Origin of the sequence: Arcticibacter sp. MXS-1, assembly GCF_041902385.1 — a bacterium.
In the GTDB taxonomy this organism is placed as follows: Bacteria; Bacteroidota; Bacteroidia; order Sphingobacteriales; family Sphingobacteriaceae; genus Arcticibacter.
In genome coordinates this window covers 3,382,967-3,406,121 of sequence record NZ_CP169244.1, presented here as the reverse complement: position 1 = coordinate 3,406,121, position 23,155 = coordinate 3,382,967, and the positions used below count along the sequence as shown (strand labels likewise).

At 41.8% G+C, this 23,155-nt stretch carries 21 protein-coding genes and 1 pseudogene; 18 read left to right on the top strand and 4 right to left on the bottom strand.

Translation table 11 applies throughout. From position 1 onward, the window contains the following. Positions 1 to 37 precede the first annotated feature (37 nt). The 8 genes and pseudogenes from ACES2C_RS14700 to ACES2C_RS14665 all read left to right on the top strand — a co-directional run bounded on the left by ACES2C_RS14700 (position 38) and on the right by ACES2C_RS14665 (position 9,344). Positions 38 to 1,933 carry a hypothetical protein gene (locus ACES2C_RS14700; RefSeq protein ID WP_374163837.1) on the top strand — a complete coding sequence of 632 codons (1,896 nt, stop codon included), beginning with the start codon at positions 38 to 40 and terminating at the stop codon, positions 1,931 to 1,933. Beyond that, a complete protein-coding gene (locus ACES2C_RS14695) occupies positions 1,933 to 2,769 on the top strand; it encodes a hypothetical protein (RefSeq protein WP_374163836.1) in 837 nt (278 codons plus the stop codon). The genes ACES2C_RS14700 and ACES2C_RS14695 overlap by 1 nt, the downstream gene beginning before the upstream one ends. 317 nt (positions 2,770 to 3,086) lie before the next feature. Then, a complete protein-coding gene (mobC, locus tag ACES2C_RS14690; RefSeq protein ID WP_374163835.1) occupies positions 3,087 to 3,491 on the top strand; it encodes a plasmid mobilization relaxosome protein MobC in 405 nt (134 codons plus the stop codon). Further along, on the top strand, positions 3,476 to 4,729 hold the full coding sequence (locus ACES2C_RS14685) for a relaxase/mobilization nuclease domain-containing protein (RefSeq protein WP_374163834.1): 1,254 nt from the start codon (positions 3,476 to 3,478) through the stop codon (positions 4,727 to 4,729). Before mobC (ACES2C_RS14690) ends, ACES2C_RS14685 begins: the two co-directional genes overlap by 16 nt. A gap of 5 nt (positions 4,730 to 4,734) precedes the next feature. Continuing rightward, positions 4,735 to 6,722, top strand: a pseudogene (mobC, locus tag ACES2C_RS14680) (conjugal transfer protein MobC). A gap of 107 nt (positions 6,723 to 6,829) precedes the next feature. Next, complete coding sequence (locus ACES2C_RS14675) at positions 6,830 to 7,405, top strand: GNAT family N-acetyltransferase (protein WP_374163833.1); 576 nt, start codon at positions 6,830 to 6,832, stop codon at positions 7,403 to 7,405. A 20-nt stretch (positions 7,406 to 7,425) separates the two neighbouring features. Beyond that, complete coding sequence (locus ACES2C_RS14670; protein ID WP_374163832.1) at positions 7,426 to 8,376, top strand: response regulator transcription factor; 951 nt, start codon at positions 7,426 to 7,428, stop codon at positions 8,374 to 8,376. Positions 8,377 to 8,489: 113 nt separating this feature from the next. Further along, positions 8,490 to 9,344 (top strand): RteC domain-containing protein, encoded by an 855-nt coding sequence (locus ACES2C_RS14665; RefSeq protein WP_374163831.1) that lies wholly within the window; start codon positions 8,490 to 8,492, stop codon positions 9,342 to 9,344. A gap of 169 nt (positions 9,345 to 9,513) precedes the next feature. Here the strand turns inward: ACES2C_RS14665 and ACES2C_RS14660 are convergent, their stop codons facing one another. After that, positions 9,514 to 11,550, bottom strand: a complete 2,037-nt coding sequence (locus tag ACES2C_RS14660) for a hypothetical protein (protein ID WP_374163830.1) — start codon at positions 11,548 to 11,550, stop codon at positions 9,514 to 9,516. Positions 11,551 to 11,909: 359 nt separating this feature from the next. On the opposite strand from ACES2C_RS14660, the gene ACES2C_RS14655 reads away from it, so the two are divergent. The 9 genes from ACES2C_RS14655 (at position 11,910) to traK (ending at position 19,437) form a co-directional block, all read left to right on the top strand. Beyond that, on the top strand, positions 11,910 to 12,440 hold the full coding sequence (locus ACES2C_RS14655; RefSeq protein WP_374163829.1) for a hypothetical protein: 531 nt from the start codon (positions 11,910 to 11,912) through the stop codon (positions 12,438 to 12,440). Positions 12,441 to 12,514: 74 nt separating this feature from the next. After that, positions 12,515 to 12,811, top strand: a complete 297-nt coding sequence (locus tag ACES2C_RS14650) for a DUF4134 domain-containing protein (RefSeq protein ID WP_374166960.1) — start codon at positions 12,515 to 12,517, stop codon at positions 12,809 to 12,811. A gap of 2 nt (positions 12,812 to 12,813) precedes the next feature. Further along, a complete protein-coding gene (locus tag ACES2C_RS14645) occupies positions 12,814 to 13,137 on the top strand; it encodes a DUF4133 domain-containing protein (RefSeq protein ID WP_374163828.1) in 324 nt (107 codons plus the stop codon). Between the two features lie 8 nt (positions 13,138 to 13,145). Next, positions 13,146 to 15,620, top strand: a complete 2,475-nt coding sequence (locus ACES2C_RS14640; protein ID WP_374163827.1) for a TraG family conjugative transposon ATPase — start codon at positions 13,146 to 13,148, stop codon at positions 15,618 to 15,620. A 6-nt stretch (positions 15,621 to 15,626) separates the two neighbouring features. Further along, entirely contained in the window at positions 15,627 to 16,319 is a 693-nt protein-coding gene (locus ACES2C_RS14635; RefSeq protein ID WP_374163826.1) for a conjugal transfer protein TraI, read from the top strand. A gap of 1 nt (position 16,320) precedes the next feature. Beyond that, positions 16,321 to 16,950, top strand: coding sequence for a hypothetical protein (locus ACES2C_RS14630; protein WP_374163825.1), 630 nt, complete (start codon positions 16,321 to 16,323; stop codon positions 16,948 to 16,950). A gap of 7 nt (positions 16,951 to 16,957) precedes the next feature. Beyond that, positions 16,958 to 17,581 carry a TerB family tellurite resistance protein gene (locus tag ACES2C_RS14625; protein ID WP_374163824.1) on the top strand — a complete coding sequence of 208 codons (624 nt, stop codon included), beginning with the start codon at positions 16,958 to 16,960 and terminating at the stop codon, positions 17,579 to 17,581. A 9-nt stretch (positions 17,582 to 17,590) separates the two neighbouring features. Next, positions 17,591 to 18,799, top strand: coding sequence for a conjugative transposon protein TraJ (gene traJ, locus ACES2C_RS14620; protein WP_374163823.1), 1,209 nt, complete (start codon positions 17,591 to 17,593; stop codon positions 18,797 to 18,799). 20 nt (positions 18,800 to 18,819) lie between these two features. Next, a complete protein-coding gene (gene traK, locus ACES2C_RS14615) occupies positions 18,820 to 19,437 on the top strand; it encodes a conjugative transposon protein TraK (protein ID WP_374163822.1) in 618 nt (205 codons plus the stop codon). Positions 19,438 to 19,458: 21 nt separating this feature from the next. Here the strand turns inward: traK and ACES2C_RS14610 are convergent, their stop codons facing one another. Genes ACES2C_RS14610 through ACES2C_RS14600 form a run of 3 tightly spaced genes read right to left on the bottom strand, consistent with a single transcriptional unit; the run spans position 19,459 to position 21,715 of the window. Beyond that, a complete protein-coding gene (locus ACES2C_RS14610; protein ID WP_374163821.1) occupies positions 19,459 to 21,060 on the bottom strand; it encodes an IS66 family transposase in 1,602 nt (533 codons plus the stop codon). Between the two features lie 50 nt (positions 21,061 to 21,110). Next, entirely contained in the window at positions 21,111 to 21,440 is a 330-nt protein-coding gene (gene tnpB / locus ACES2C_RS14605) for an IS66 family insertion sequence element accessory protein TnpB (RefSeq protein WP_374163616.1), read from the bottom strand. After that, positions 21,440 to 21,715 carry a helix-turn-helix domain-containing protein gene (locus ACES2C_RS14600; protein WP_374163617.1) on the bottom strand — a complete coding sequence of 92 codons (276 nt, stop codon included), beginning with the start codon at positions 21,713 to 21,715 and terminating at the stop codon, positions 21,440 to 21,442. Before ACES2C_RS14600 ends, tnpB begins: the two co-directional genes overlap by 1 nt. 275 nt (positions 21,716 to 21,990) lie before the next feature. Between ACES2C_RS14600 and traM the strand changes: the two genes are divergently transcribed. Further along, positions 21,991 to 23,154 (top strand): conjugative transposon protein TraM, encoded by a 1,164-nt coding sequence (gene traM / locus ACES2C_RS14595; RefSeq protein WP_374163820.1) that lies wholly within the window; start codon positions 21,991 to 21,993, stop codon positions 23,152 to 23,154. Position 23,155: the final 1 nt, after the last annotated feature.

Sequence of the window (23,155 nt, the reverse complement as noted above, 5' to 3'; positions counted from 1 at the left end):
TGCTCACAAGATAGAATCACAAAAACAAGGGCGCAAGATGGTGTCTACCGTGCGCATACTTTTCAAGAGCTTCTTCAGCTACGACTCTACTCGCCAAAGGCTGAGTAGGAAATATAACGAATTTGTTTCGAAGCAGACGGCTAATCTTTTCGGCCATTCTTACGAGTACGTAGAGGCGCCTTTCGAACTACACAATCACACAGTCGATATTACGGGCCTCTTTGATGTAATCAATTCGAAGCTATTTAGCCCAAAACCCGAATTAATAATTATTGAGGCCGCGGCAGGATATGGTAAAACTTGTACAGCTTACGAAATCCTAAATAAAGTAAGCCAGACAGAAGGGCATCAACTGCCGATTTTTACTGAATTAGCTCGGAATCGCGGGGCTAATATTTTCAGATATATTTTGCTCGACGAAATAGATTTAGAATTTCCATCACTGAGTTCACAGTTGGTTTTGAAGGAAGTAAAAAATGGAAGGATCCCCTTAATTATAGACGGTTTCGACGAGCTTCTCGAGAAAGTTGATATAGATTCAAGTACGGATGGCTCCTTTGAAGAAGTAGAATCAATGCTGGATACTATAGGAAATCTTTTGGAGCACCAATCAAAAGTAATCTTAACGACAAGAAAAACGGCAATTTTTACAGGATTGGAATTTGAGAACTGGCTGGTCAAATGGCAGCAAAAGTTTGAAGTGACGCGCATAGCATTGAAAGAACCGCGGTTAAGAGATTGGCTGGGAGAGGACAAATATATTCAGGTTAAAGAGAAAGACGTTCCAATCCAGAATCTAGCGAATCCCGTATTGTTAACCTTCCTTAAGCATATCGAAGCTGATTTTTTCACTTTCCTCCTTGATAACCCCGATCAATTGGTTTCCCAGTATTTCGAGAAAATGCTCGAAAGGGAAAAAGAAAGGCAAAACCTGATAATGACAGTCGAGAACCAATTGCTCGTTTTTAAAAATGTAGCGAAAATGCTATTAGAGCTGGACTCCACTGTAGAAGAAAAGGAGTTTTTTAAACTTATTATTCTCGAGGATAATAAAAAGTTAATAGAAGAAACGAGGAATTTGTACAGCGGTGTAAATCGACCGACCCTTGATAATTTAGTAGATGCTCTTTCTACCCATGCTTTACTTGATAGAAAAGGTCGCGATCAAAGCCAAATAGGCTTCATTAATGACTTTGTTTTCGGAACCTTTCTTGGCGAAGTTCTAATAGAGTCCAAGGAGGAACTAACACAGAAAAATTATTCATCCTATATGATTGAATTAGCGGTCACTGCTTACCGAGTGCAAAACAAAGGCAATAAACTCGATCTTTGGCAAAAGCTGCAACCAATAATTGAAAAATTCTCAGAAGAAGCAATCTTTGTTTTCGACGTCCAGTTGAAGAGTGAGCTCGTAAGAGACTACAATGAAATCTCCGTACATGATCTAACTTTTTTTGACGTGACGTTCGACAATTTCGCGATAGCTTCCTCTATATTCCTTAATTGCTATTTTAGAAATTGTTCATTTAACCCCCAAGCTCTCAAAGGGGTGACTTTCGTTAATTGCTCATTTAATTCCTGCAAATTGGTGGTAGGAGAATTCTTAGATGTGGATAATGAAGTGACTGCTATAAATTGCATAGAAGAAAAGGGGAATATCTTAATAGAAAGCACACTTCCTAAATATGGCAGCAACGTCCCTTCTGCTGTGAGCGATTTTGAGAAAGAAATTCTAAAGAACCTTTGGAGTATTTCGCCGACTAAGGGACATCACATCGTAAAGCTTCTTCAAAGTTTTGACAAGTCAGCCGCGAAAAAGGTAAATAAAGGATTAAAGGGATTGGAAGAAAGAGGATTTGTTAATATTAAAGGAATTCATGTTTCATTTAATATTAACAAAATCAATATGATTAAACAAATTTTAAATAATTAATGGCTTATACAAATAGAGATCTAGACAGACTCGCCAGAAATATAAGTGAATTAATCGAAGAGGAGATTTTACGAGCAGGGATTTTTTACAGAATTTTCTTTAGGTGCAAGTCCGACAAATCATTAACGAGAAAATTAAAAACGACCATAGGCAACTCAGAGGATTTAAAGTACGATGGAAAAACTAAATTCCTACGAGACGTAATTGGAATAAGGGTTAATCTTTATTTTTTAGACGATCTGGAAATTCTGTTAAACTTTCTCAAGACGAAATATGCGGGTTCACTTTTGGAAGAAACGGTCGATGTCAATACGACAACCCAATTTCGACCAACAAGGGTTAACCTAATTTTCAAAATTCCAACTTCTTTGCTGAAGGAATTTAGGGATATTGTAAAGGATGAGCGAATTGATGCCACCTATGAACTTCAACTTAGAACCGTCTTTTCTGAAGGATGGCATGAGGTTGAACACGATTTTAGATACAAATGTCAGGATGACTGGAAAGACCATTCTAATATTTCAAGAAATTTCAATGGCATTTTAGCTGCTTTAGAAACGCATGAATGGAGTATGATAAAAATGTTTGAAGAGCTCAGTTATTCCCATTACAAATCGAAAAACTACGGAGCAATGGTGAGAGCGCGCCTGAGAATTGGGACGGAAGACTACAACCTCAGCCCAAGCTTGCTTGACCTGATAGAGAGTGAAGAGGGATTTACAAAGGAACTGTACAAGCTTGAACGGCATATTTTAATTAACTTCTTGCTTAATACGGCTATCGTAATTCCTTTTACGGTAGATAATATCCTCTATCTGATCAACTTTTTTTTATAAAGAATCCTCGAATTATTACACAGACGCCTCGCCTACTACTAAGCAAATTTCAATGATTGTAAATCAGACTGTGTTCGCTTCTCAGTGAGGTGCCTTTTTCCGCCAATTCCGCCACTCCCTTCCATCTTCGCCACCCTCGCTTTGTAGCCATTTAAAACAGTCTTAACTTCATTGTTTCACGGCCGAAGGCGTGAAAAGCAAGATGTATTTTTGTATCCAAAAACAATCTTGCCCTTCCTTCCGGAGTCAGTCGGGAGGTTCACTGATCGGCCATCTGCGGAACTTGCTGTCCGTGGACAAATGAAGGAGGACAAGACATGCCAAGAAGAAAAGCCGAAGAAAGTAAGCTGCTCCAGCACAAGATCCAAACCCGCGTAAACCAGGCGAAGTTCAAGCAGCTGACAGAGCTGGCAAACAAGGCCGCCAATGGAAGTACAAGCGACCTTTTAAGAGATATTCTCTACAACCGCGAAATCAAAGTTAAGACTGTTGACAAAAGCCTCGCCGCACTCATGCCCGAACTGATCCGATTGAGAAGGGAAGTAAACTCGATCGGGAATAACATCAATCAAATTACCAGGTACTTCCATCAATCACCAGACGAAACGCGAAAGGTATTTTACGCTACGAGGGTGGCAGGACTGTATGAGAGTACCGGGTCCAAGATTGAAGAACTGTTACAGTTGATAGCGGATTTGGGAAAGCAATGGTTGCAAAAATAATTATTGGCAAACACATCGGCGGCATACTGGGCTACAATGAGCACAAGGTTCAGAAGGGCTCTGCTGAATTTCTTTGGGCAGAGAATTTTCCCTCTGATGCTCAAGACCTCTCCTTGAAACGAAAACTTCGTCAGTTTGAGACTTACACAGAACTGAACCGAAGGACTAAGACCAACGCTGTTCACATATCCCTCAACTTCGACAACAAGGATCAGCTAAATAATGAATTACTGAAGGAGATTTCTCAGCAATATATGGAAGCGATTGGCTTTGCTGATCAACCTTATTTATTGTACCGGCATTTCGATGCAGCTCATCCACATGTCCATATCGTTACCACTAACATTCAAAGCACCGGAGAGCGAATAGATCTTCACAATATAGGAAAGCATAAATCTGAACCTGCAAGAAAGCAGTTGGAGAGCGATTATGGACTGGTTAAAGCTGAGGGCAAGAAAAATCAGGAAGATCAGACGATCAAACCGGTGAACGTTAAGAAGGCAGTGTACGGAAGTGACGAAACCAAACAGGCAATATCCAATATTGTCCGGGCAGTAGTTCGTAACTGGAAGTTTACCTCGCTGCCAGAGCTAAATGCCATCCTCAACCAGTACAATGTAATAGCAGATCCGGGTAAGGAAGATTCAATGATGTTCCGAAAGAATGGTCTGGTGTACCGAATGTTAAATTCTAAGGGACAAAAGATAGGTGTTCCAATAAAAGCAAGCAGCATTTACGGGAAACCAACTTTGAAGTTCCTGGAGAAACGCTACAAGCTAAACGAAGAACTAAGACGTCCCGTCAAGCAACAGCTCCGGCAGGTTTTGGATTCTGCTATACAACGTGGGCGAACGCAAGCAGACTTTCAAAAGTATCTATCACGAAATGGCGTTGAGGTGATTTTCAGAAAAAATAACGAAGGGAGGGTTTATGGAGTCACCTTTTTGGATCATGATTCCAGGACCGTTTTCAACGGAAGTGCCCTGGGGAAAGGCTATAGTGCCAACGCGTTGATGGAAGCTTTTTCAAAAGTCAAAGACTTACAATCTACGAGTAAGGGAAGTCTCCAATCCGGCCTAGTAGTGCCTGATGGTCATCAAATCGCACCTAAAGTTCCTGATCCGATTTATAACAGTGAAATTATAAGTACCCTTCTTAAACCAGATTACCCTGAAGCGCTAAACATACACTTTGGGCCGAGGCGGAAAAGAAGGAAGAAACGTAACCATTTATCCTAATAGCTATGAACACGGGAGAAAACGAACAAGGCCTGCGTAAAATAACTGATTTTACCCGCCTGCTAAGTATTGCAATATTAGTTATTCACTTTTATATGTTTTGCCATCAGGCTTTTCAGCAACTCGACTTCACATCAAGGATAACAGATAGAATAATTGGGAATTTTTCGAAAATGCCAATCTTTGCCACTGGCTTCGCTTCCCAAATCGCTGCTCTGATTCTCCTGATTATTTCCCTTATAGGTGCGAAAGGCAAAAAAGATGAAAAGATCAGGAAGAAGTTGATAGCTATTTACATTTTTTCAGGATTTGCCTTTTTTTCCTAAGCTCGGTCAGCTTCCAGGTAAACATCTCAGGCCTGAAGCAGGCTTTATTATACATCGGGCTTACTTCTCTTGGCTATCTGCTCATACTAACGGGCGGTACCCTACTTTCCCGTCTTTTAAAGCTATCGTTAAGTAATGATGTCTTTAATAGAGAGAATGAAACCTTCCCTCAGGAGGAACGACTTTTGGAAAATGAATTTTCTATCAATCTTCCCGCCTCATACCGTTATAAAGGAAAGGTAAGGAAGAGCTGGATAAATATTATTAATCCTTTCCGGGGAACTTTAGTAATGGGTACTCCAGGCTCAGGAAAATCATACTTCGCCATTCGGCATATCATTACTCAGCATATTCAAAAGAACTTTTGCATGTTCATTTACGATTTTAAATATGACGACCTTACCCGTATCGCCTATAACACGCTTTTAAAGACAAAGAGAAATAACGCGAGGTTCTATGCGATTAACTTTGAGGATCTCTCCAAATCTCATCGTTGCAATCCGCTTGATCCTGGTAACATGGTCGATATTACTGATGCTACTGAAGCTTCAAGGACTATCATGCTGGGCCTCAACCGGGAATGGATTAAAAAGCAAGGCGACTTCTTTGTGGAATCGCCCATAAATTTTGTTACGGCCATTATCTGGTTTCTCCGGAAATACAAAGACGGCAAGTACTGCACGCTTCCACACGTAATCGAACTGATGCAGGTCGAATACAAATACCTATTTGCCGTATTGAGTCGGGAACCGGAAATCGAAGTACTTATTAATCCTTTCATTTCTGCCTGGCAGAACGAGGCGTATGACCAACTAGAGGGGCAAGTGGCAAGTGCAAAAATCAGCATGGCAAGATTAGCTTCACCTTCTCTCTACTATGTGCTTTCCGGAAACGACTTCACCCTCGATTTAAATAATCCCCAGGAACCGAAAATTATCTCTATGGGTAATAATCCGCTAAAGCAGCAGGTCTATGGAGCAGTATTGAGCCTTTATATTTCACGAATGATCAAGCTTGTCAACCAAAAGAATATGCAGAAGTGCAGCTTGATCTTTGACGAATTTCCGACGATCTACTTCAACCATATCGACAGTCTGATAGCGACAGCCCGATCAAATAAGGTAGCAACGACTCTGGCAGTTCAGGACTACAGTCAGCTAAAAAAAGATTATGGAAGAGAGCAGGCAGAAGTAATTCTGAACATTGTAGGTAATGTTATAGCGGGACAAGTAACTGGAGATACTGCTAAGCAACTCGCAGAGAGGTTCGGAAAGATAGTTCAGCAAAGACAAAGCGTTTCTGTTAACAGCACCGACACTTCTTTCAGTAAATCAACTCAACTGGATTTCGCCATTCCGGCTTCAAAAATTTCAAGTTTATCATCAGGTGAATTTGTAGGCATGGTGTCGGACGACCCCTTGAATAAGATCGACTTGAAGGTCTTTCATAACGAGATTCAAAATAACCATGAGGGATTAAAAAGGGAGGAAGAAAGCTATCGCGATATACCTAGGATAAGAAACGTTGATCCAGGTGAAGTTGAGCATAATTACTACCAAATTAAGCAGGATATTCAGAACCTGCTTTGGAACGAATTTGACAATAAGACACCGGGCATAAACCCCGATAGCAATAGCGGTAGAAAGTCGCAAGGCATGCAAATTTAATATGACCGATGCAATGTTAAATTTCACACATTGACCTGTAAATGTGCTATTTAAACAATTTTAACAATACTTCTGTTATATTTTTACACACCTAAATTCTCAGTCTTATGATAAAGGCAAGCTATAGTGACAAAAGCCTTGTGCTTGATATTCTAACCAAATCTTTCGACACCAATAAGAGTGTAAATTACATTGTGAAACAGGACAAGAAGAGGGTTCAGAGAGTAAGAGCCCTGATGGACTATTCTTTTGAAGTATGTTACCTATTCGGAGAAGTATTTCTGTCAAACAACAAGAAGGCTTGCGCCTTAATTCTTTATCCCGACAAAAAAAAGACTAGCCTTAAATCCATTCTCCTGGACATTAAGTTGATCCTTTCATGCGTAGGCCTCAGCAATGTTAAAAAGGCCCTCACCCGTGAATCAAAAATCAAGAAAATCCAGCCGAAAGAACCCATGTATTATATCTGGTTCATCGGAGTTGATCCTTCCTATCAGAATTCAGGAATTGGGACAGAGCTTCTTAATGAAGTAATCGAAGATAGCAGCAGGAAAAAACGGCCCATTTACCTGGAAACCTCAACCACCAAAAACCTTCCCTGGTACAAGAAATTTGGTTTTGACGTCTACAACGAGCTCGACTTGACTTATAAACTATTCTTTCTTAAGCGTGATGCAGCTTAGCCACCCTAAAACCTTCCTTTATGTTAGTGTTTGGAACCGAAATGCATCTCGTGACATTCGTTTTCGTCATTCTCGAAACCGTAATGTTTTTCTACCAGCTGTTTCATTACCTGTACCGGCCGCAGGATAAACAACGGTTGTGGTATCTTATTCTTCTGTCTTTACTTATCATTTACAATATCACCGGCGGGCTCTTTCCCGATCCCCAATTAAACATACCTATTGTAACGCAAAACATTATTGCCTATGGAAGTGGCTTTTTGATGGCCTCGTACTTTCCGTATTATTTCTATAAAGCATTCGAACTGACCAGGCTTCGTTTTCATGCTTTGTTTGGGGTGCCACTATTTCTTATTCTTCCTTATATCGTATTCTTTGTAATAGCTTATTCGTTTAACGGGAACTTGGAGTTTGCTATCAGGTATGGAGTTATTATTCCGTTTTTCTATTCTATCGTGCTGTTATGGGCAATAACAAAGGCCGTTATGCTGAAATACAGAGAACGTACCAATCAGAATAATACAGTAGAAATTCTGGCCGTGTATTGTGCTGTAATTCCCTGGGCGTCAATGACGCTCTTATCATATTTTCATGCGAGCCAGCTTTTTGAAGTGGTTATAACAAATGGCGGCTTTATTGTGATTACGGTTTTGTTCATCTCTCGAGCCATAACCAACGCGAGAATAGAGTACCAAAGGTTATTGGAACTTGATTCTATCAGCATTGTGAATCCCGCCTCCTCTGCGGAGGATAAGTATAGAGACTATCAGTTGACTCCCCGGGAAATCGAAATTGTGCAACTGATTCGTGAAGGGCATACATATGAAAAGATAGGTGAAAAGCTTTTTATTTCGAAGAGGACTGTAAGCAAGCATGTCCAGAATATTTTCGAAAAGGTTGGAGTTACAAATAAGGTGGAACTTCTCAATAAGATCGATCAAAGTCCCAATCGGCCTTCCATCTCAGCCTAAACACATCTTTATCAATAAAATACGCTCTTTTACGTATGCGATTTACTATAAAAGACGTATTTACAAGCGGTTTAAAATCATAGAAATTTGAGTTAAACATCTAACAATTTTCTATGAAAGATTTTATGACCTCGCTGAATGCTGCATGGGACTTTGAGCTTCAGGAAATTCAGGCGACAGAAGAACACATTGTGAAAGTTTGTGAAGCCGCGCTTACCATTACAAGAAAAGCGCTTGCAGGATTACGAGCCCACCTACTGAAAGCAGAATTTAAGGACAAAGAAGAAGAAATATGGTTTTTCAAGGAAGCTAAACCCCACCTTCTTAGTAAACTCATTTATTACGACAAATTGTACCACCTGGAGCTGCGGCGTCCTATAGGCCGGGAAAAGTTAGTCAGGAAGTATCTTGAGAACGAAATTCTGCACCTGGAACGCAGTTATGAGGTCTATAGCGATTTCTACCTGTACTTCAGAATGGGCCAGACTTCAAATGATGAACAGTACTTCATGAGGAGTAAGCTATCAAATTATAACGATTGCGAAGCTCATGGATTCGATTCTGATCCAAATCTGTCAACCGGCTATGACTGTAAAGTAGCGCAGATACTAGCACAAGACATGTTGGTGTCGTACCTTAACAAGGAGATATATAAACTAAAGGAACGGTCGGCTTCAAGTCACGATCTCGGTTATCCCCATCATCGTCTCGAATGGACTGGCTCGAAGACCGGGCTAGTTGAACTAATTTATGGATTAGCACAAGCTGAAGTCTTTAACCATGGAAAAACGGATTACAAAGAAATTGCTCAATATTTTGAGAAAGCTTTCAATATATCCTTAGGAAATATTTATAAGACGTTTGAAAAGATCAGAATGCGGGAATGTGGGCCAACTACTTTTTTGGATAACATGAAAGTGAAGTTGGTGGATTATACGGATAAGTTTAATGAGTATCGGGTAGGCTGAAAGAAACATCGGTGATACGCAGCCGCCTAAAGAGGAAGTAGTTATTTAGTTTGTTAATCTGTAAGACGATTGCTAGAACCGACATTCGGGTGTAGACTATTCTGGTACGCCTGCTTGTCAGGCATGCCTCACCGACCGGTGCCGTTGGATATTGACATCGCCTTACATTTTAATCAGCCAACGCCTCCTGGAGCCTAAGTGTTTGATATAGCTTGTCTATTATCGGAATAAGTCTGTTTTTATAGTCGGCGTATTCCATCTGTGTAACATTCCAAAGGCCAATGTCATGAGTGTTTGTGTGGGAAATTGAGTTTTGGTTTCTACGTTCGAAGAAATTGGAAACGAATTCTATTTCGGCAGTTGAATACTTCTCATCTTGCATTTTCATCATAATATCTTTAGCAGCTTTTTGCTCCGAGTTAAAGTAAACGATTTCGAATACATTTTGAAATTCGTTAAGCAAATGATTGAAGCTGACGGAGTAACTACCAGCGACTTCACTTAGCCGGCGTAGCTTGATTTGCTGCCCTAATGGAATACATAAATCTTTGTTCAAAAAATCTGTTTTGTACATTGGACTAAATCGCAAATCGCGTTCGTGTTCCGAAAATGCCTCGACAATAAGGTCTAGATAGGCGTAATGTGGGTTCTGTGTCTGTAAAATAGAAAGAATGCCAATCAGATTCTGCTTGTAACGCTCGAACTCCGTCTGTAGTTTAGACTTATCCGCTGGCTTCGCTTCCGAAATAAGAAAAATAATTTGATGTAAGAATTTGTCGGTAATTGTCAGTTTGGGCAATAAACTTCCGGGGGTGTTTAGGTTATCAATAATGAAATTAAAAAGATTTTCTCGGCCCGGCTGGCTAACTGTCATAAGATGAAACATAACCTTTGGCTTGATAAGTAAGTAATCTATTGCCTTCAACTCGTCGAAAATACCAGACTGTTCCATCATCTCGATAGCATCTCTGCTTTTTGAATATGATAAGCACGATTTTAAAATCAGAATATGATTAAGATAGGCAGACTCGCTGATAGAAAGGTTTAGCTGGGCTAACTGATTTGTTTGGCGTTTCAGGCCTTCGATGATCGCAATACATTGTTGGAAAATATCGGGCACTGGTTTACCTGCAATGTCAAGTTTCAAAAGAGAGTTCTCATACATGTCTTCCAAATCAAATTCTTGGTCAAAAGGGCTCTCTAGACTGCTAGCTTTTAAGAATTCAATTTGGCTTTCTACATCCCTTATCTCGTAACGTTCGCTCTTACCTGTACTGATTTCTAAATTTAAATTTGCCATCAAAAATGCACTGAAATCATTTTCAATGTCATAAAAACGTTTCCTAACAGTTCTTATATCTTCGTCGACAGTTGTTCTAAAGATTAAGTAAAAGTCGTCTACGTAGCGGATGTATTGAGTATCGCCATGGTAGATGTAGTGATCAATCACGTACTTGTCAAAGACAGAGAGGTATAGATTACTCAGAAAGTTAGAAATGAGGTTTTGGTTTGCCACTGGTAACCCACAACCTGAACCTTGAAAATAGTTAAGCAAATATCCAATTGCTAACTTGGTTTGCTCGTCAAAATGTAATGCTTGTTTAACCGCTACCGGGCTGGTTTTATCAATAATATCTAATAATATCTTATGGTCAATGGTGTAAAAAAATGATTTTATATCTAGAGAGACGGCAAATGTCACTTTCCCTTCCTCAGGCATGGTAAGCTTTTCCTTATAAACAAGAAATTCTTTATAGTCCTCGTAGTAAAAAATATTGCTGCTCTCAGGAGTATCATAATGTAGCGATCCTCCGTAGTAGACATGTACTGGTAAGCGATGAAGGCGTTCTTGTTCCTGTCTCATACGTTTGTCCATTAGCTCCCGTATATAGAACCCGATTGCGTAATAGATGATGGCCGCATGCAGCGATAAAAAATGATATTCTCGTGTTTTATAAGCCCGCTGTATGCCGTGGTACGTTTCTACATAAAATAAATGTTCAAAATAATACAGCGTATCTCGTAAAATAAACTGTTCATAATAGGTTTCCGGAGCAATCTTGTCTACGCCGCTCTTTCTATATATTGTAAAGTCTAAATTGTTATAAAGCGGGCTTTTCTGTTCAATTTGTAATGTTAGGAGCGTAAGGGCCTTCTGTACGTGATGCAACTTAATAAAGTGTCCCAGATGAAATTGTCTTGGCATGCTTGTTTTTTAAGAACCGAAAAGTAAGGATACAACCATTGAAAATAATAGGCGCATTTTTTTGTATGAATATATAAAAAAATAGGAATTCGCAAAAACCTCAAGTCGACCTGGTTGGCGTTAACGAGTGATATTGCATTTGAAAGAGCATTAGCAAGTTGACAAAAAATGGGTATTTGGTCGAACAGAGGCATTTTATTAATTATGTATAACTGTTGCGGTCTTAACGGATCGTCCAGGGAGATTAAGGAATATTCAGCCATGTTGGCCAAAACACGCCACAATAGATGGGGACATTCGAAACTCCCCCTAAGCCCTCCTCGCAGTCTCCACCTTTGAGTTAACAAAACACAAATGCTATGTTATCTCAAATCTCCTGGGGGCAATACGTTGCCTACGTTGCAGTAGCAGGGCTGCTTTACTACCTTACCGTTATTCTACTTTATTACCGTATCAATCTGCTGCTCTTTTTTAAAGATCCTTTGAACCCGCAGAACCGATCGGGAAGTGACTATCACCAGAATAAAAAAGAGCGAGATGTTCTCGGCAAACCCTTAATACCCGTTAATGAGAATATTGTCTCTTCTTCTGAGCTGCAGTTTTACAACCATGAAACCAAGGGAGAGTCAAGCAACGACCCCTCAACCTCCATTTTGGATGAAAAAGGAAGTTTTCTTTCTGACCTGAACGAAGGCCTGATAATCTTAAAAGAGGCAGAAGGCACGAAAGATGAATTCTGTGCCCTGTTCCAGGTAATATCTTCGAAATACGAAGCACTTGCCCACTCAAGCGAGCGACAGGTTACGGTATCAGTAGTCTCAGACCTTATTTCTGCTAAGGAACTTAATTTCTCACTAACTCCCCAGGAAGTGAATGAACTCTGGGCATAGGCAAATAGAAAATCATTAAAAATCTACATATTATGAAAAATCAATTGAAATGGTCTGCAAACCGGACCAGGACTATGAAGGCTGTAATTTCAAGCATCATTCTATTTCTTATCGCTTTTCAGCAAGGCTATGCTCAGGACGGTAACGCAGGCATAACCGAAGCTACCGGAAAAATACGAGGCTATTTCGATACGGGTACCGATCTCATGTATGCAATCGGAGCAGTCGTTGGTTTGGTTGGCGCAATAAAAGTCTACCAGAAATGGAACAGCGGAGATCACGATACCGGTAAAGTAGCCTCTGCCTGGTTTGGCAGCTGCGTATTTCTGGTGATCGTTGCAACAGTCCTTCAATCATTTTTCGGGATATAGTTATGGCGAGCATCTATCACATCAACAAAGGCGTAAATAAGCCTATCGAGTTCAAAGGCTTGAAAGCACAGTATATTACCTACCTGGCAATCGGACTGGTTATCCTCCTTCTACTTTTTTCTGCAATGTACATCCTCGGGATTAACCTCTTTATCTGCATCGTAACAATAGCGATTTCGGGAACAGCTCTGTTTATGACCGTTTTTCGTCTCAGTCATAAGTACGGGCAATATGGCCTTTTGAAGAAAGCTGCAAGGAGATACGTCCCAACAGCTATAACGGCAAGATCAAGAAAGGTTTTCAAGTTCCTGTCCGGGAAAGATTAGGAGGAATTATGGCAAATGCAATTGAAATAGAGAAAATGCTGCCGATTTATAAGGTAGAGAATAATTCTATCCTATCTATGTTCGGCGATATAACTATTGCTTACAAGATAACCTTACCCGAAATTTTCACTCTCTCCGTTAGTGAGTATGAAGCATTTCACCAGGCTTGGGTAAAAGCTATTAAAGTACTGCCAAAACACAGTTGTTTCCATAAGCAAGACTGGTTTATAGCGGACAATTACCAAGCAAATTTCATCGACAGATCCGGTACTTCCAGCTTTTTATCCGGAGCAAGTGAACGCTTTTTTAATGAGAGGCCATATTTGGACCACCAATGTTACGTCTTTTTATCAAAGAAACCAGAAGGAAGGCGGCTGGCCAGCTCTGCTTTCTCCAATCTGTTTAGACGTTCTGTGGTTCCGTCTCAGTCTTTGAATCAACATTTTGTAGACGAATTTTCAGATAAAGCCGGCCAGTTTGAGCGGATACTTACTGATAGTGGATTCGTTCAGCTTAAGCGTTTGAATGCGGATGATTTGGTGGGCACAAAAGAGAAGACGGGAATTTTGGAACGTTATTGTTTTCTCCTCCAGGCGGAATCACTTCCCGGTATCAGCGACATTCATCTTAAAGATGAAATACGGATAGGTGACAACTTTTGTCAGCTATTTACCTTGTCGGATACCGAAGCAATGCCCTCTCTTTGCGGTTCCAGAATTAACTATGATAAATATAGTACTGACAGAACTAAATGCAGTATCGGATTTTCTTCTCCTTTAGGCCAGCTGCTTAACTGCAACCACATCTTTAATCAATACATTTTCATCGATGATGCTGCAAAAACAATGAAGCAGCTGGAAGCCAAAAGGCTTCGTCTGCAATCATTGTCCGCTTATTCACGTGAGAATGCAATCAGCAGAGATGCAACGCAAGACTTTCTGAACGAAGCAATCAGTCAGCAGCGGCTTCCTGTCAAAGCTCATTTTAATATTCTCGCCTGGACGGATATTCCCGATGAAAAGAAAGAGTTGACCACGCTCGTCTCTTCAGCGATGGCTCAACTTGATGCTACAGCAAAACGGGAAACCGATGGAGCACCACAGATATGGTGGGCAGGCCTGCCAGGAAATGAAGCAGACTTTCCGATGAATGATACGTTTGACACATTCGCGGAACAGGCCTGCTGCTTCCTTAATCTGGAAACCAATTATAAGACTTCTATTAGTCCCTTTGGAATTCGACTGGGAGATCGGTTAACAGGAAGGCCTATCCACGTAGACATTTCCGATGAACCTATGAGGCTCGGAATCTGCACAAATCGTAATAAGTTCATTCTTGGTCCTTCTGGCTCCGGTAAGTCTTTTTTTACCAATCATATGGTGCGAAGCTATTATGAGCAGGGAACCCATATCGTTTTGGTTGACGTCGGCCACAGTTATAAAGGCTTGTGTGAAATGGTTGGAGGATACTACTTCACCTACGACGAAGCAAATCCGATCAAGTTCAATCCGTTCTACATCAGTAAAGGAGACACGCTCGATACCGAGAAAAAGGAAAGTTTAAAAAGCTTAATACTCGCCCTGTGGAAGAAAGAAGATGAAGTACTGGAAAGGCCGGAGTACGTCGCCTTATCGAATGCTATTCAGGGATACTATGAAAAGCTAAGATCCGACAACAAGATTTTCCCTTGCTTCAATACCTTCTATGATTATCTCAGGACTGAGTTTTCAGCTCAGCTTAAGGCAGACAACGTAAAGGAAAAGCATTTCGACCTGGATAATCTGCTGTATGTTTTGAAGCCTTTCTACAAGGATGGAGAGTTCGGATACCTTTTGAATGCGGCTGAAAATCTAGAACTACTAAGTGAGCGGTTCATCGTCTTTGAACTGGATAACATCAAAGACCACCCAATCCTCTTTCCTGTTGTCACCCTCATTATCATGGAAACCTTCATCAGTAAGATGAGAAAACTGAAGGGAATTCGGAAGATGATACTGATAGAGGAAGCATGGAAAGCCATTGCAAAGGAAGGCATGGCCGAATACATCAAGTACCTCTTCAAAACGGTCAGGAAGTTCTTTGGCGAAGCAGTGGTGGTTACACAGGAGGTAGAAGACATCATCAGCTCACCGGTTGTGAAAGAAACCATCATTAATAACTCAGACTGCAAAATTCTCCTGGACCAATCGAAATACCAGAACAAGTTTGACCTTATACAGGATTTACTCGGACTGACGGAGAAGGAGAAAGTCCAGATTCTTTCAGTCAACAAGGCAAATGACCCAGCGAGAAAGTACAAGGAGATTTTTATCAGTCTTGGAGGACAGCTGAGCAAAGTCTATCGAACGGAGGTAAGCCCTGAGGAATATCTCGCATACACTACCGAGGAGAGTGAAAAACTCAAAGTCCAGCAATACACCCAAAAGTATGGTAGCATTCAAAAAGGAATAGCTGCACTGGCAAGGGATTTACAAACTAAATAAGTAACCATGAAGAAATTAATGATTCTGATGCCAGCCAGCATGATTGTGCTGATGGTATCTATGCCTGTAGGACATGCAAATGCACAGGTAGCAATTTTAGAAGTCATAAAGGCTGGGGTAAAAAAGGTTATCAGAGCTGTAGATCTGAAGATTCAACGAATGCAGAACGAGACCATCTGGCTGCAAAATGCGCAGAAGGTTATGGAAAATCAGCTTTCTAAATTGAAGCTCACCGAAATCTCACAATGGACGGAGCGACAAAGAGAGCTTTACGCCAAGTACTATACAGACCTATGGAAGGTGAAATCTGCAATTTCTTACTATCAACGAATAAAAGAAATCACCACGAAGCAGCTCTTTCTCGTCGAGGAGTATAAAAAAGCCTGGTATCTGGCCCGACAGGATAAAAATTTTCAACCAGAGGAATTGGAGTACATGTATGATGTTTACACCGGGATTCTTAATGAAAGTGCTAAAAACCTTGACCAGATCCTTTTGATTATAAACTCTTTCAAGACTCAGATGACCGACGCCAAAAGACTGGAGCTGATAAATGAGGCTGCTGACCGGATTGACGAGAATTATACAGACCTGAAGCAATTTAATACCAACAATATCCTGATGAGCCTCCAGCGGGCGAAAGGTCAAAAGCAAATCCAGGAAGTTCAAAGATTGTATGGACTGCAAATTTCTAACTGATATGAAAGCCTCAATAATTCTCCTTCTAGTACTTCTGTCCTCGATCGCTAAAGCTCAGACCTGGGATGAGTTCTTCAGACAGAAAGCGACACAAAAGAAATACCTTTTGCAGCAACTAGCGGCCTTAAAGCTTTATACAGATTATTTAAGCAAGGGCTACGAGATCGCCGATAAAGGATTAAAAACAATTAAGAGATTCACCAAAGGAGAATTCGATCTGCACTCGGCATTTTTTGAGTCCTTGAAAAACGTTAACCCTACAATAGCCAGCAATAAAAACATCGCGGAAATTCTTAGCTGGCAGGCGGCGATTATCAAGAGATATAATTCCCTTAATCGGGAAGCTATAAAATCGGCCAGTGACAAAAGTTACATCGAAAGCGTACGGTCCAAAGTCCTTTCTGACTGCGTGAGAGATGTAGAGGACTTATTTGCAGTGATAAGCTCAGGAGAACTGGAAATGAAAGACGATGAACGATTGAAACGTATTGATAAGCTTCATTCAGACATGCGTGACAAATACCAGTTCACGGAATCTTTCATAAGGCAGATAAAAGTGATGAACCTGCAGAGGGAGCAGGAAAAACAAAATAGTGCGGTTTCGAAGAAGCTCTACGGAATAACAAATTAAACTTACCATGAAAACGATATTGATAGTCATTGCTATAGCAGCAAGTTCTACTACAAAGGCACAGTCAGTTGAAGTACAGCAATTATTACTCAACTACGAAAAGCTGACCCAGCTTAAGAATATCCTGACTGACATGAAAAAAGGATATGAAATCGTCAGCAAAGGCTACACTACAATTAAGAATATCTCTGAGGGGAATTTCCATCTGCACGATGCTTTTATAAGTGGCCTGCTAGCTGTTAACCCTGCTATCAAGAATTATAAGCGTGTGCCGGATATCATCACTCACCAAAAGAATATTGTAAAGGAATACCGTCAGGCCTTCAACCGGTTTAAGAATAGCGGAATATTTAGTTCGTCCGAGATTGACTACCTCGGAGCCGTGTATGCCAACCTGTTTAATCAAAGTCTGCAGAATCTGGATGAGCTTGCTACAGTTATTACCACCTCGAAACTTAGCATGAGCGATGATGAACGATTAGAGGCAATCGACCGAATTTTTGCTGATACAGAAAATAAGCTCCAGTTCCTGCGAGACTTTAATAGGAAGACGAATATTCTGGTGCTTCAAAGAACCAGGGAAAAGAAGGATATCGAGATCCGTAATAGCCTTTATCAGGTAAATCAATAAACAGACATTATGAAAACGTTGAAAATTTTAATCATCATTTTGATGATTGCAGGGACGGCTTTGCCTCAAAAGTCCTTTGGTCAAGGTACAGCGACTGATATCCAGGGCCTGCAATCTGTGCTGGATCAGGTGTACGACGATATGATTCCCCTTTGCAGTAAACTCATTGGTGTTGCTCGTGGAATAGCCGGATTTGCGGCACTATGGTACATCGCAGCGAGAGTATGGAGGCAAATCGCAGCCGCAGAACCAATCGACTTCTACCCGCTGCTCCGACCATTTGCTCTGGGCATGGCAGTAATACTTTTTCCCGCGGTATTGTCAATGATGAACGGGGTTCTCCAACCTATTGTATCTGCTACCGGCGGAATGGTTAAAGATTCAAATAAAGCTATTGCCGCTTTGCTAAAGAAAAAAGCCGAGGCGATAAAAAATAGCGACACCTGGAAAATGTATGTGGGTGAAGATGGCTCCGGTGACCGTGATGAGTGGTATAAATACACACATCCTGATAACTCGAGTGAAGCGGAAGGAGTCTTCGAAAGCATAGGCAATGACATCAGGTTCTGGATGGATAAGCAGTCCTACAATTTCAGAAACTCTATCAAGCAGTGGATGAGCGAAGTCCTCCAAGTTCTCTACGAGGCGTCTGCTTTATGCATAAATACAATAAGAACTTTTTATCTCATTGTACTGGCAATCCTGGGGCCTCTGGTATTTGGGTTCGCAGTCTTCGACGGATTCCAGCATACACTGACAGTCTGGATCGCTCGCTATGTGAATGTATTCCTTTGGCTACCGGTATCCAACATCTTCGGTTCCATACTTGGGAAAATTCAGGAAAACATGCTGAAGCTCGATATTTCACAGGTCGAAGGCTCTGGCGATACATTCTTCAGCTCGACAGATACAGCATACCTAATTTTTATGGTCATTGGAATCATAGGCTATTTCACTGTCCCCAGTATAGCCAACTACATTGTGCATGCAGGCGGAGGAAATGCACTTCTCCAAAAAGTAAACAGCCTGGTGAGCAATACCTCTAACAGTGTGCTATCGACCGCAAGCTCCGGCTCTGGTATGATATCGGATACGCTTGGAGATCAAAGGGGAAGAGTGACACAGGGAATGGCAGCTTTTTCGAATTCATCCGGGTATTTCCAGAGCGGAAAAGACAACTCCTCAAAATTCCAGCACGATAAGCTTTCAGGAAATTAACCACTAAAACAGCAAATGTCATGTTTCAACAACTTAAAAATATCGATACAGCGTTCCGGCACGTCAGGACCTTCAGTATCATAATGGTTTTAGTCTGCATGCTTATTTCAGGCTTCTCCCTTGTGAAAAGCTATCAGGCAATTACGACTGCTCACAGCCGGATCTACATTCTGGCCAACGGAAAAATCCTGGAAGCGATTGCAGCGGAAAGAAAGGATAACATCCAGGTAGAAGCGAAAGATCATGTGAAAACTTTCCATGAGTATTTCTTTTCACTTGACCCGGACGATAAAGTGATAGAAGGAAACATAAGTAAGGCGATATACCTTGCCGATGGCTCTGCCAAGTCACAATACGATAATCTGAAGGAGAACGGTTACTATTCCAACTTAATTTCCGCCAATATCAGCCAGGAGATTCAGGTCGACAGTGTCCAGTTGGATGTCAATCAGTATCCTTATTTCTTCCGGTGCTTCGCTACTCAAAAACTGATCAGAGCCACATCTACCGCTACAAGAATTCTGATCACGGAAGGATTTCTTAGAAACGTCAGCAGATCCGATAATAATCCGCATGGATTTCTCATCGAGCGCTGGAAGACAATAAGTAACAGGGATACTACCGCTCAAAACCAGTAGTCATGCTATTTATGAAAAATCTCAATGACAAAAAGCTAAGCCGCAAGCAGGAAGACCGTATCCGCCCGACGAACCCATCTTTTGGGACTCGATTAGTTTCTTATAATTCTGCGGATAGAGGTCACGAATGTTCTTATGGTTAATGGTCATGACGTTTTGCAGGGCGTGTTTCAACCACTGCAGCGGATTCACCTCATGCTTTTTGCAGATGGCGAAAAAGGAATAGATCATCCCTGCTCTGGCAGCTGCATCATGGCTTCCTGCAAAGAGGTAGTTCTTGCGACCCAGAGAGATGGGCCTCAGTGCATTCTCGATTTGGTTATTGTCAATCAACAAGCTTCCGTCCTGCAGATAGGCGCTTAGCTTATCCCAACGCTCCATGGCATAGCGCATAGCCTTCCCGATCTGGCTTTTGGGTAAGGTATTCTTTACCTCATGAAAGATCCATTTTCCCAGTTCATTGATCACCGGAAGAGATTCTTCCAGGCGAAGCGCTTTGATTTGCTGGGCACTCAGTCCTTCCTCTTTTGCCTTTCGCTCTACTGCATATAAAGCCTGGATAAGCGACAAGGCTTTGGTTGCCCTGGTTTTATCATTATCCAGTGCCCGTTCAAACTCTCTTCTGGCATGAGCCCAGCAGGCTACCGGTGTTACTTCTGTCCGCTGTCCTATCTTTTGGTAGACGGCGTACCCGTCACTCTGGAGGTATCCTCTAAAGTGTTTCAGCATCTCCGTAGTGGCTGCCGCACCCCGGGTAGGCTGATAGTCCATCAGCACCAATCCATCCAAAGGACTATGGTAGACCCAATACCAGCCCATATGGGCAGCACCTTTCTTTTCGCTTTCCAATACTTTGATCGAGGTCTCATCGACCTGTAAATACCCTTTGGCTTTGATATCAAACCTGAGTTGCTGGTAGAGTGGTTCCAGTCTTTCCAGCGCCTGTTTGACCCAGCCTTCAATGGTAGAGGAGGCTATGGGGATGTTTTCCCGGGCGAAGCGTTGCTTCTGTCGGTACAAAGGGAGATGGTCAACATACTTATCAGTAAGGATCATGGCCAGCAGCCCTGCTCCCGGAATCCCTTTATCAATGACTCGTTCGGGAAGTTCTCCGGTTTTTACTCCTTCTGTATTTTTAGCGACATATTTATAGCGAATGTAGCGGCGGATAAAGAAGCGGGCAGGCTCACATTCCAGTTCTTCGGTTATATCCTTTCCAATGCAGACCATATCCGTTAGATCACCCTCAGGGTGGATCTCAATTTCTTCTACCGGCAAGTGTGCAGGCAAGGCAGCACGGCCTTTATGCAAAGACTGCTTTTTGCGGGTATAGGTGATCTGTTCTTTGATTTCTTCCTCTTGAAAGGCTTCTTCTTCTGGGGGAGCTTCAAATGGCAATACCCCTTGTGCAGGGTCACCTTCAAAGCGTTCTCGCTTCTGGCCGAACTGCAGGCGCTCTAAAAGATCGACACGGGCTTTGAGGTAGGTGATTTCTTCTTCCTGTTTAATAGTTTTTGCTTCCAGGGAAGAAGCTGCTTTTTGATGGGTTTCTACGGCCTTTTGTTCTCGTCTCAAAAGAGCAATCAACTCCTCTTTTGAGAGGTATTCCAGTGCCGTATCCATGGCATGAAATTACACAAAAAAGGCTGTCATTGCAAGAAAAAAGCCACTTTTTATGCCTGGTAGCGGCGTAACTGGCGGCTCTTCTGAACCTGTATCCCTTCGATCATCAGCACCAGCTCGGCCCAGCTCAGATGCTCCTTTTTAGGAGTGGGGAAAGTGCCCTGCTCAAGCCGCTTATAGTAAAGAACGAAGCCGCCGTGTTCCCAGTGTAGAAGCTTTATATGGGTGCGCTGGCGGTTGAGAAAGACGAAGACTTCTCCTGAAGATACTTCTCTGTTTAGCTCGGAGGTGACCAGCCCGCAAAGGCCATCAAAACTTTTACGCATATCACAATGGCCCTGATAGAGGAAATATCGATGCGAGGAGTTCAGGCTGAACATTAATACAGATGAATGAGCTGAGAGATGGTCTTCAGATCTGAAGCAGGTACTTTGATGCGCACGCCGTTAGGGTAGCTAACCTCTACGGCCTCTACGGATCCGGCTACGGGGACTAAGGGTAGAAATCCTTTCTTCTTTTCTGACTCTTTGCTACGGGATACCCAATAGGCAAAGGTGGCCACTTTCATTCCTAATTGCCGGCTAAACTCTTTTTGGGTAAGCCCGCTCTCGCGCCAGCGGGCCACTTCTGCCTTCATTCTTTCTCTTTGATCCATTACTTTATCTTTATCGTGCAGGCAAAGTAAGGCCATTAAGAATTGAAGGTCAAGATGGGTTCGTCGGGCGGGTACGGAAGACCTGGCTCAAAGAATCGCTGCAAAGATTTTTAAACTTCAACTTTCAATAGCCCGATGGCTGAACGTCAAGACAGCACATTTCTCTAAAGTTCAGAAAGAAATATTCCTACTTGTTATCAGCGCCTTTTTTGGCGCCATAAGCTTGTATCTCATCTTCCATTCAATCCAATAATTAATCATTTAAATCAATAGCTATGAAAAAGCAACAATCGGCGGAAACGCTAAGGAAACGGAAATTTTTAATGGTGCTACCACTACTGATATTCCCCTTTATGACGATGGCCTTCTGGGCATTAGGTGGTGGAAAAGGAATGCCTGAGAAAGACCTGGCTAAGCATTCAAAAGAAGGATTTAATACGGATCTGCCAGATGCAAAGTTCAACCAAGACGAGAAGAATGATAAATTCAGCATCTACCAGATTTCTGCGAGAGAGTCAGCGAACTCTGATGAAGAATCAGGTTTTAAAGGGCTTGCATTTCCTCAGAATGTAGATGCGGTGGATCCGAACGAACAGAAGATCAACGAAAAGCTGGCTCAAATAACGACAGAGTTAAACCGAACAACACAGTCATCGGGAGATTCATACTCAACCGCTCGAGTCGCTGCCTATCAACAATCTTATAACATGGGTGCAGACGTAAACCGACTTGAAGACTTAATGCACAGCTTAAAGGGCGGGAATGAGGATGATAAGGAAATGGCTCAACTAAACTCGATACTGGAAAAGGTACTTGAAATTCAAAATCCATCAAGGGCAAGAGAAAAACAGAAAGAAAAATCAATAGAGAGATCAACCGGGATTTTTTCTGTTCATGTAGCAAACGGCCAGGATGAAAAACAAAGTCTGTATGCTCTGACCCGAAATATTGATGCACGATATGCAGAAAACACCGGAAATGCAATTGAAGCAACCATTCACCAGGATCAGGAAATCGTAGCCGGTTCCGTAATAAAACTGCGCTTATTGGACAGCATTTACGTTAGAGGCACGCTAATTCCAAGAAATGAATTTGTTTACGGAATTGCTTCTATAGATGATGAGCGTTTAAAGATTGATATCCCCACTCTCCGGTATAGAAATTCCATTCTTCCGGTCTCTCTTTCTGCCTTTGACCTTGACGGTCTGGAAGGTTTATACATTCCGGGAGCAATAACCCGCGATGCCTCAAAAAAAGGAGTCGAGGATGCTGTACAAAGTCTGCAAATAATGACTATGGATCCTTCTGTATCTGCACAGGTAGCTGGCGCAGGAGTTCAGGCTGCAAAAGGGTTGTTCAGTCGCAAAGTAAAGCAGATACGAGTGAAATTGAAAGCGGGATACCAACTGCTTCTCAGAGATAATAGTCAACGAAACTAAA

Excerpts from the sequence above, each read along its gene's own strand:
- ACES2C_RS14655 (WP_374163829.1), top strand. The coding sequence starts at position 11,910 with ATGTTATCTCAAATCTCCTGGGGGCAATACGTTGCCTACGTTGCAGTA.
- ACES2C_RS14630 (WP_374163825.1), top strand. The coding sequence starts at position 16,321 with ATGAAAGCCTCAATAATTCTCCTTCTAGTACTTCTGTCCTCGATCGCT.
- traJ (WP_374163823.1), top strand. The coding sequence starts at position 17,591 with ATGAAAACGTTGAAAATTTTAATCATCATTTTGATGATTGCAGGGACG.
- ACES2C_RS14660 (WP_374163830.1), bottom strand. The coding sequence starts at position 11,550 with ATGCCAAGACAATTTCATCTGGGACACTTTATTAAGTTGCATCACGTA.
- ACES2C_RS14665 (WP_374163831.1), top strand. The coding sequence starts at position 8,490 with ATGAAAGATTTTATGACCTCGCTGAATGCTGCATGGGACTTTGAGCTT.
- ACES2C_RS14625 (WP_374163824.1), top strand. The coding sequence starts at position 16,958 with ATGAAAACGATATTGATAGTCATTGCTATAGCAGCAAGTTCTACTACA.
- traM (WP_374163820.1), top strand. The coding sequence starts at position 21,991 with ATGAAAAAGCAACAATCGGCGGAAACGCTAAGGAAACGGAAATTTTTA.
- ACES2C_RS14635 (WP_374163826.1), top strand. The coding sequence starts at position 15,627 with ATGAAGAAATTAATGATTCTGATGCCAGCCAGCATGATTGTGCTGATG.
- ACES2C_RS14675 (WP_374163833.1), top strand. The coding sequence starts at position 6,830 with ATGATAAAGGCAAGCTATAGTGACAAAAGCCTTGTGCTTGATATTCTA.
- ACES2C_RS14610 (WP_374163821.1), bottom strand. The coding sequence starts at position 21,060 with ATGGATACGGCACTGGAATACCTCTCAAAAGAGGAGTTGATTGCTCTT.
- tnpB (WP_374163616.1), bottom strand. The coding sequence starts at position 21,440 with ATGTTCAGCCTGAACTCCTCGCATCGATATTTCCTCTATCAGGGCCAT.
- ACES2C_RS14645 (WP_374163828.1), top strand. The coding sequence starts at position 12,814 with ATGGCGAGCATCTATCACATCAACAAAGGCGTAAATAAGCCTATCGAG.
- ACES2C_RS14695 (WP_374163836.1), top strand. The coding sequence starts at position 1,933 with ATGGCTTATACAAATAGAGATCTAGACAGACTCGCCAGAAATATAAGT.
- ACES2C_RS14640 (WP_374163827.1), top strand. The coding sequence starts at position 13,146 with ATGGCAAATGCAATTGAAATAGAGAAAATGCTGCCGATTTATAAGGTA.
- ACES2C_RS14670 (WP_374163832.1), top strand. The coding sequence starts at position 7,426 with ATGTTAGTGTTTGGAACCGAAATGCATCTCGTGACATTCGTTTTCGTC.
- ACES2C_RS14700 (WP_374163837.1), top strand. The coding sequence starts at position 38 with ATGGTGTCTACCGTGCGCATACTTTTCAAGAGCTTCTTCAGCTACGAC.
- ACES2C_RS14685 (WP_374163834.1), top strand. The coding sequence starts at position 3,476 with ATGGTTGCAAAAATAATTATTGGCAAACACATCGGCGGCATACTGGGC.
- traK (WP_374163822.1), top strand. The coding sequence starts at position 18,820 with ATGTTTCAACAACTTAAAAATATCGATACAGCGTTCCGGCACGTCAGG.
- mobC (WP_374163835.1), top strand. The coding sequence starts at position 3,087 with ATGCCAAGAAGAAAAGCCGAAGAAAGTAAGCTGCTCCAGCACAAGATC.
- ACES2C_RS14600 (WP_374163617.1), bottom strand. The coding sequence starts at position 21,715 with ATGGATCAAAGAGAAAGAATGAAGGCAGAAGTGGCCCGCTGGCGCGAG.
- ACES2C_RS14650 (WP_374166960.1), top strand. The coding sequence starts at position 12,515 with ATGAAGGCTGTAATTTCAAGCATCATTCTATTTCTTATCGCTTTTCAG.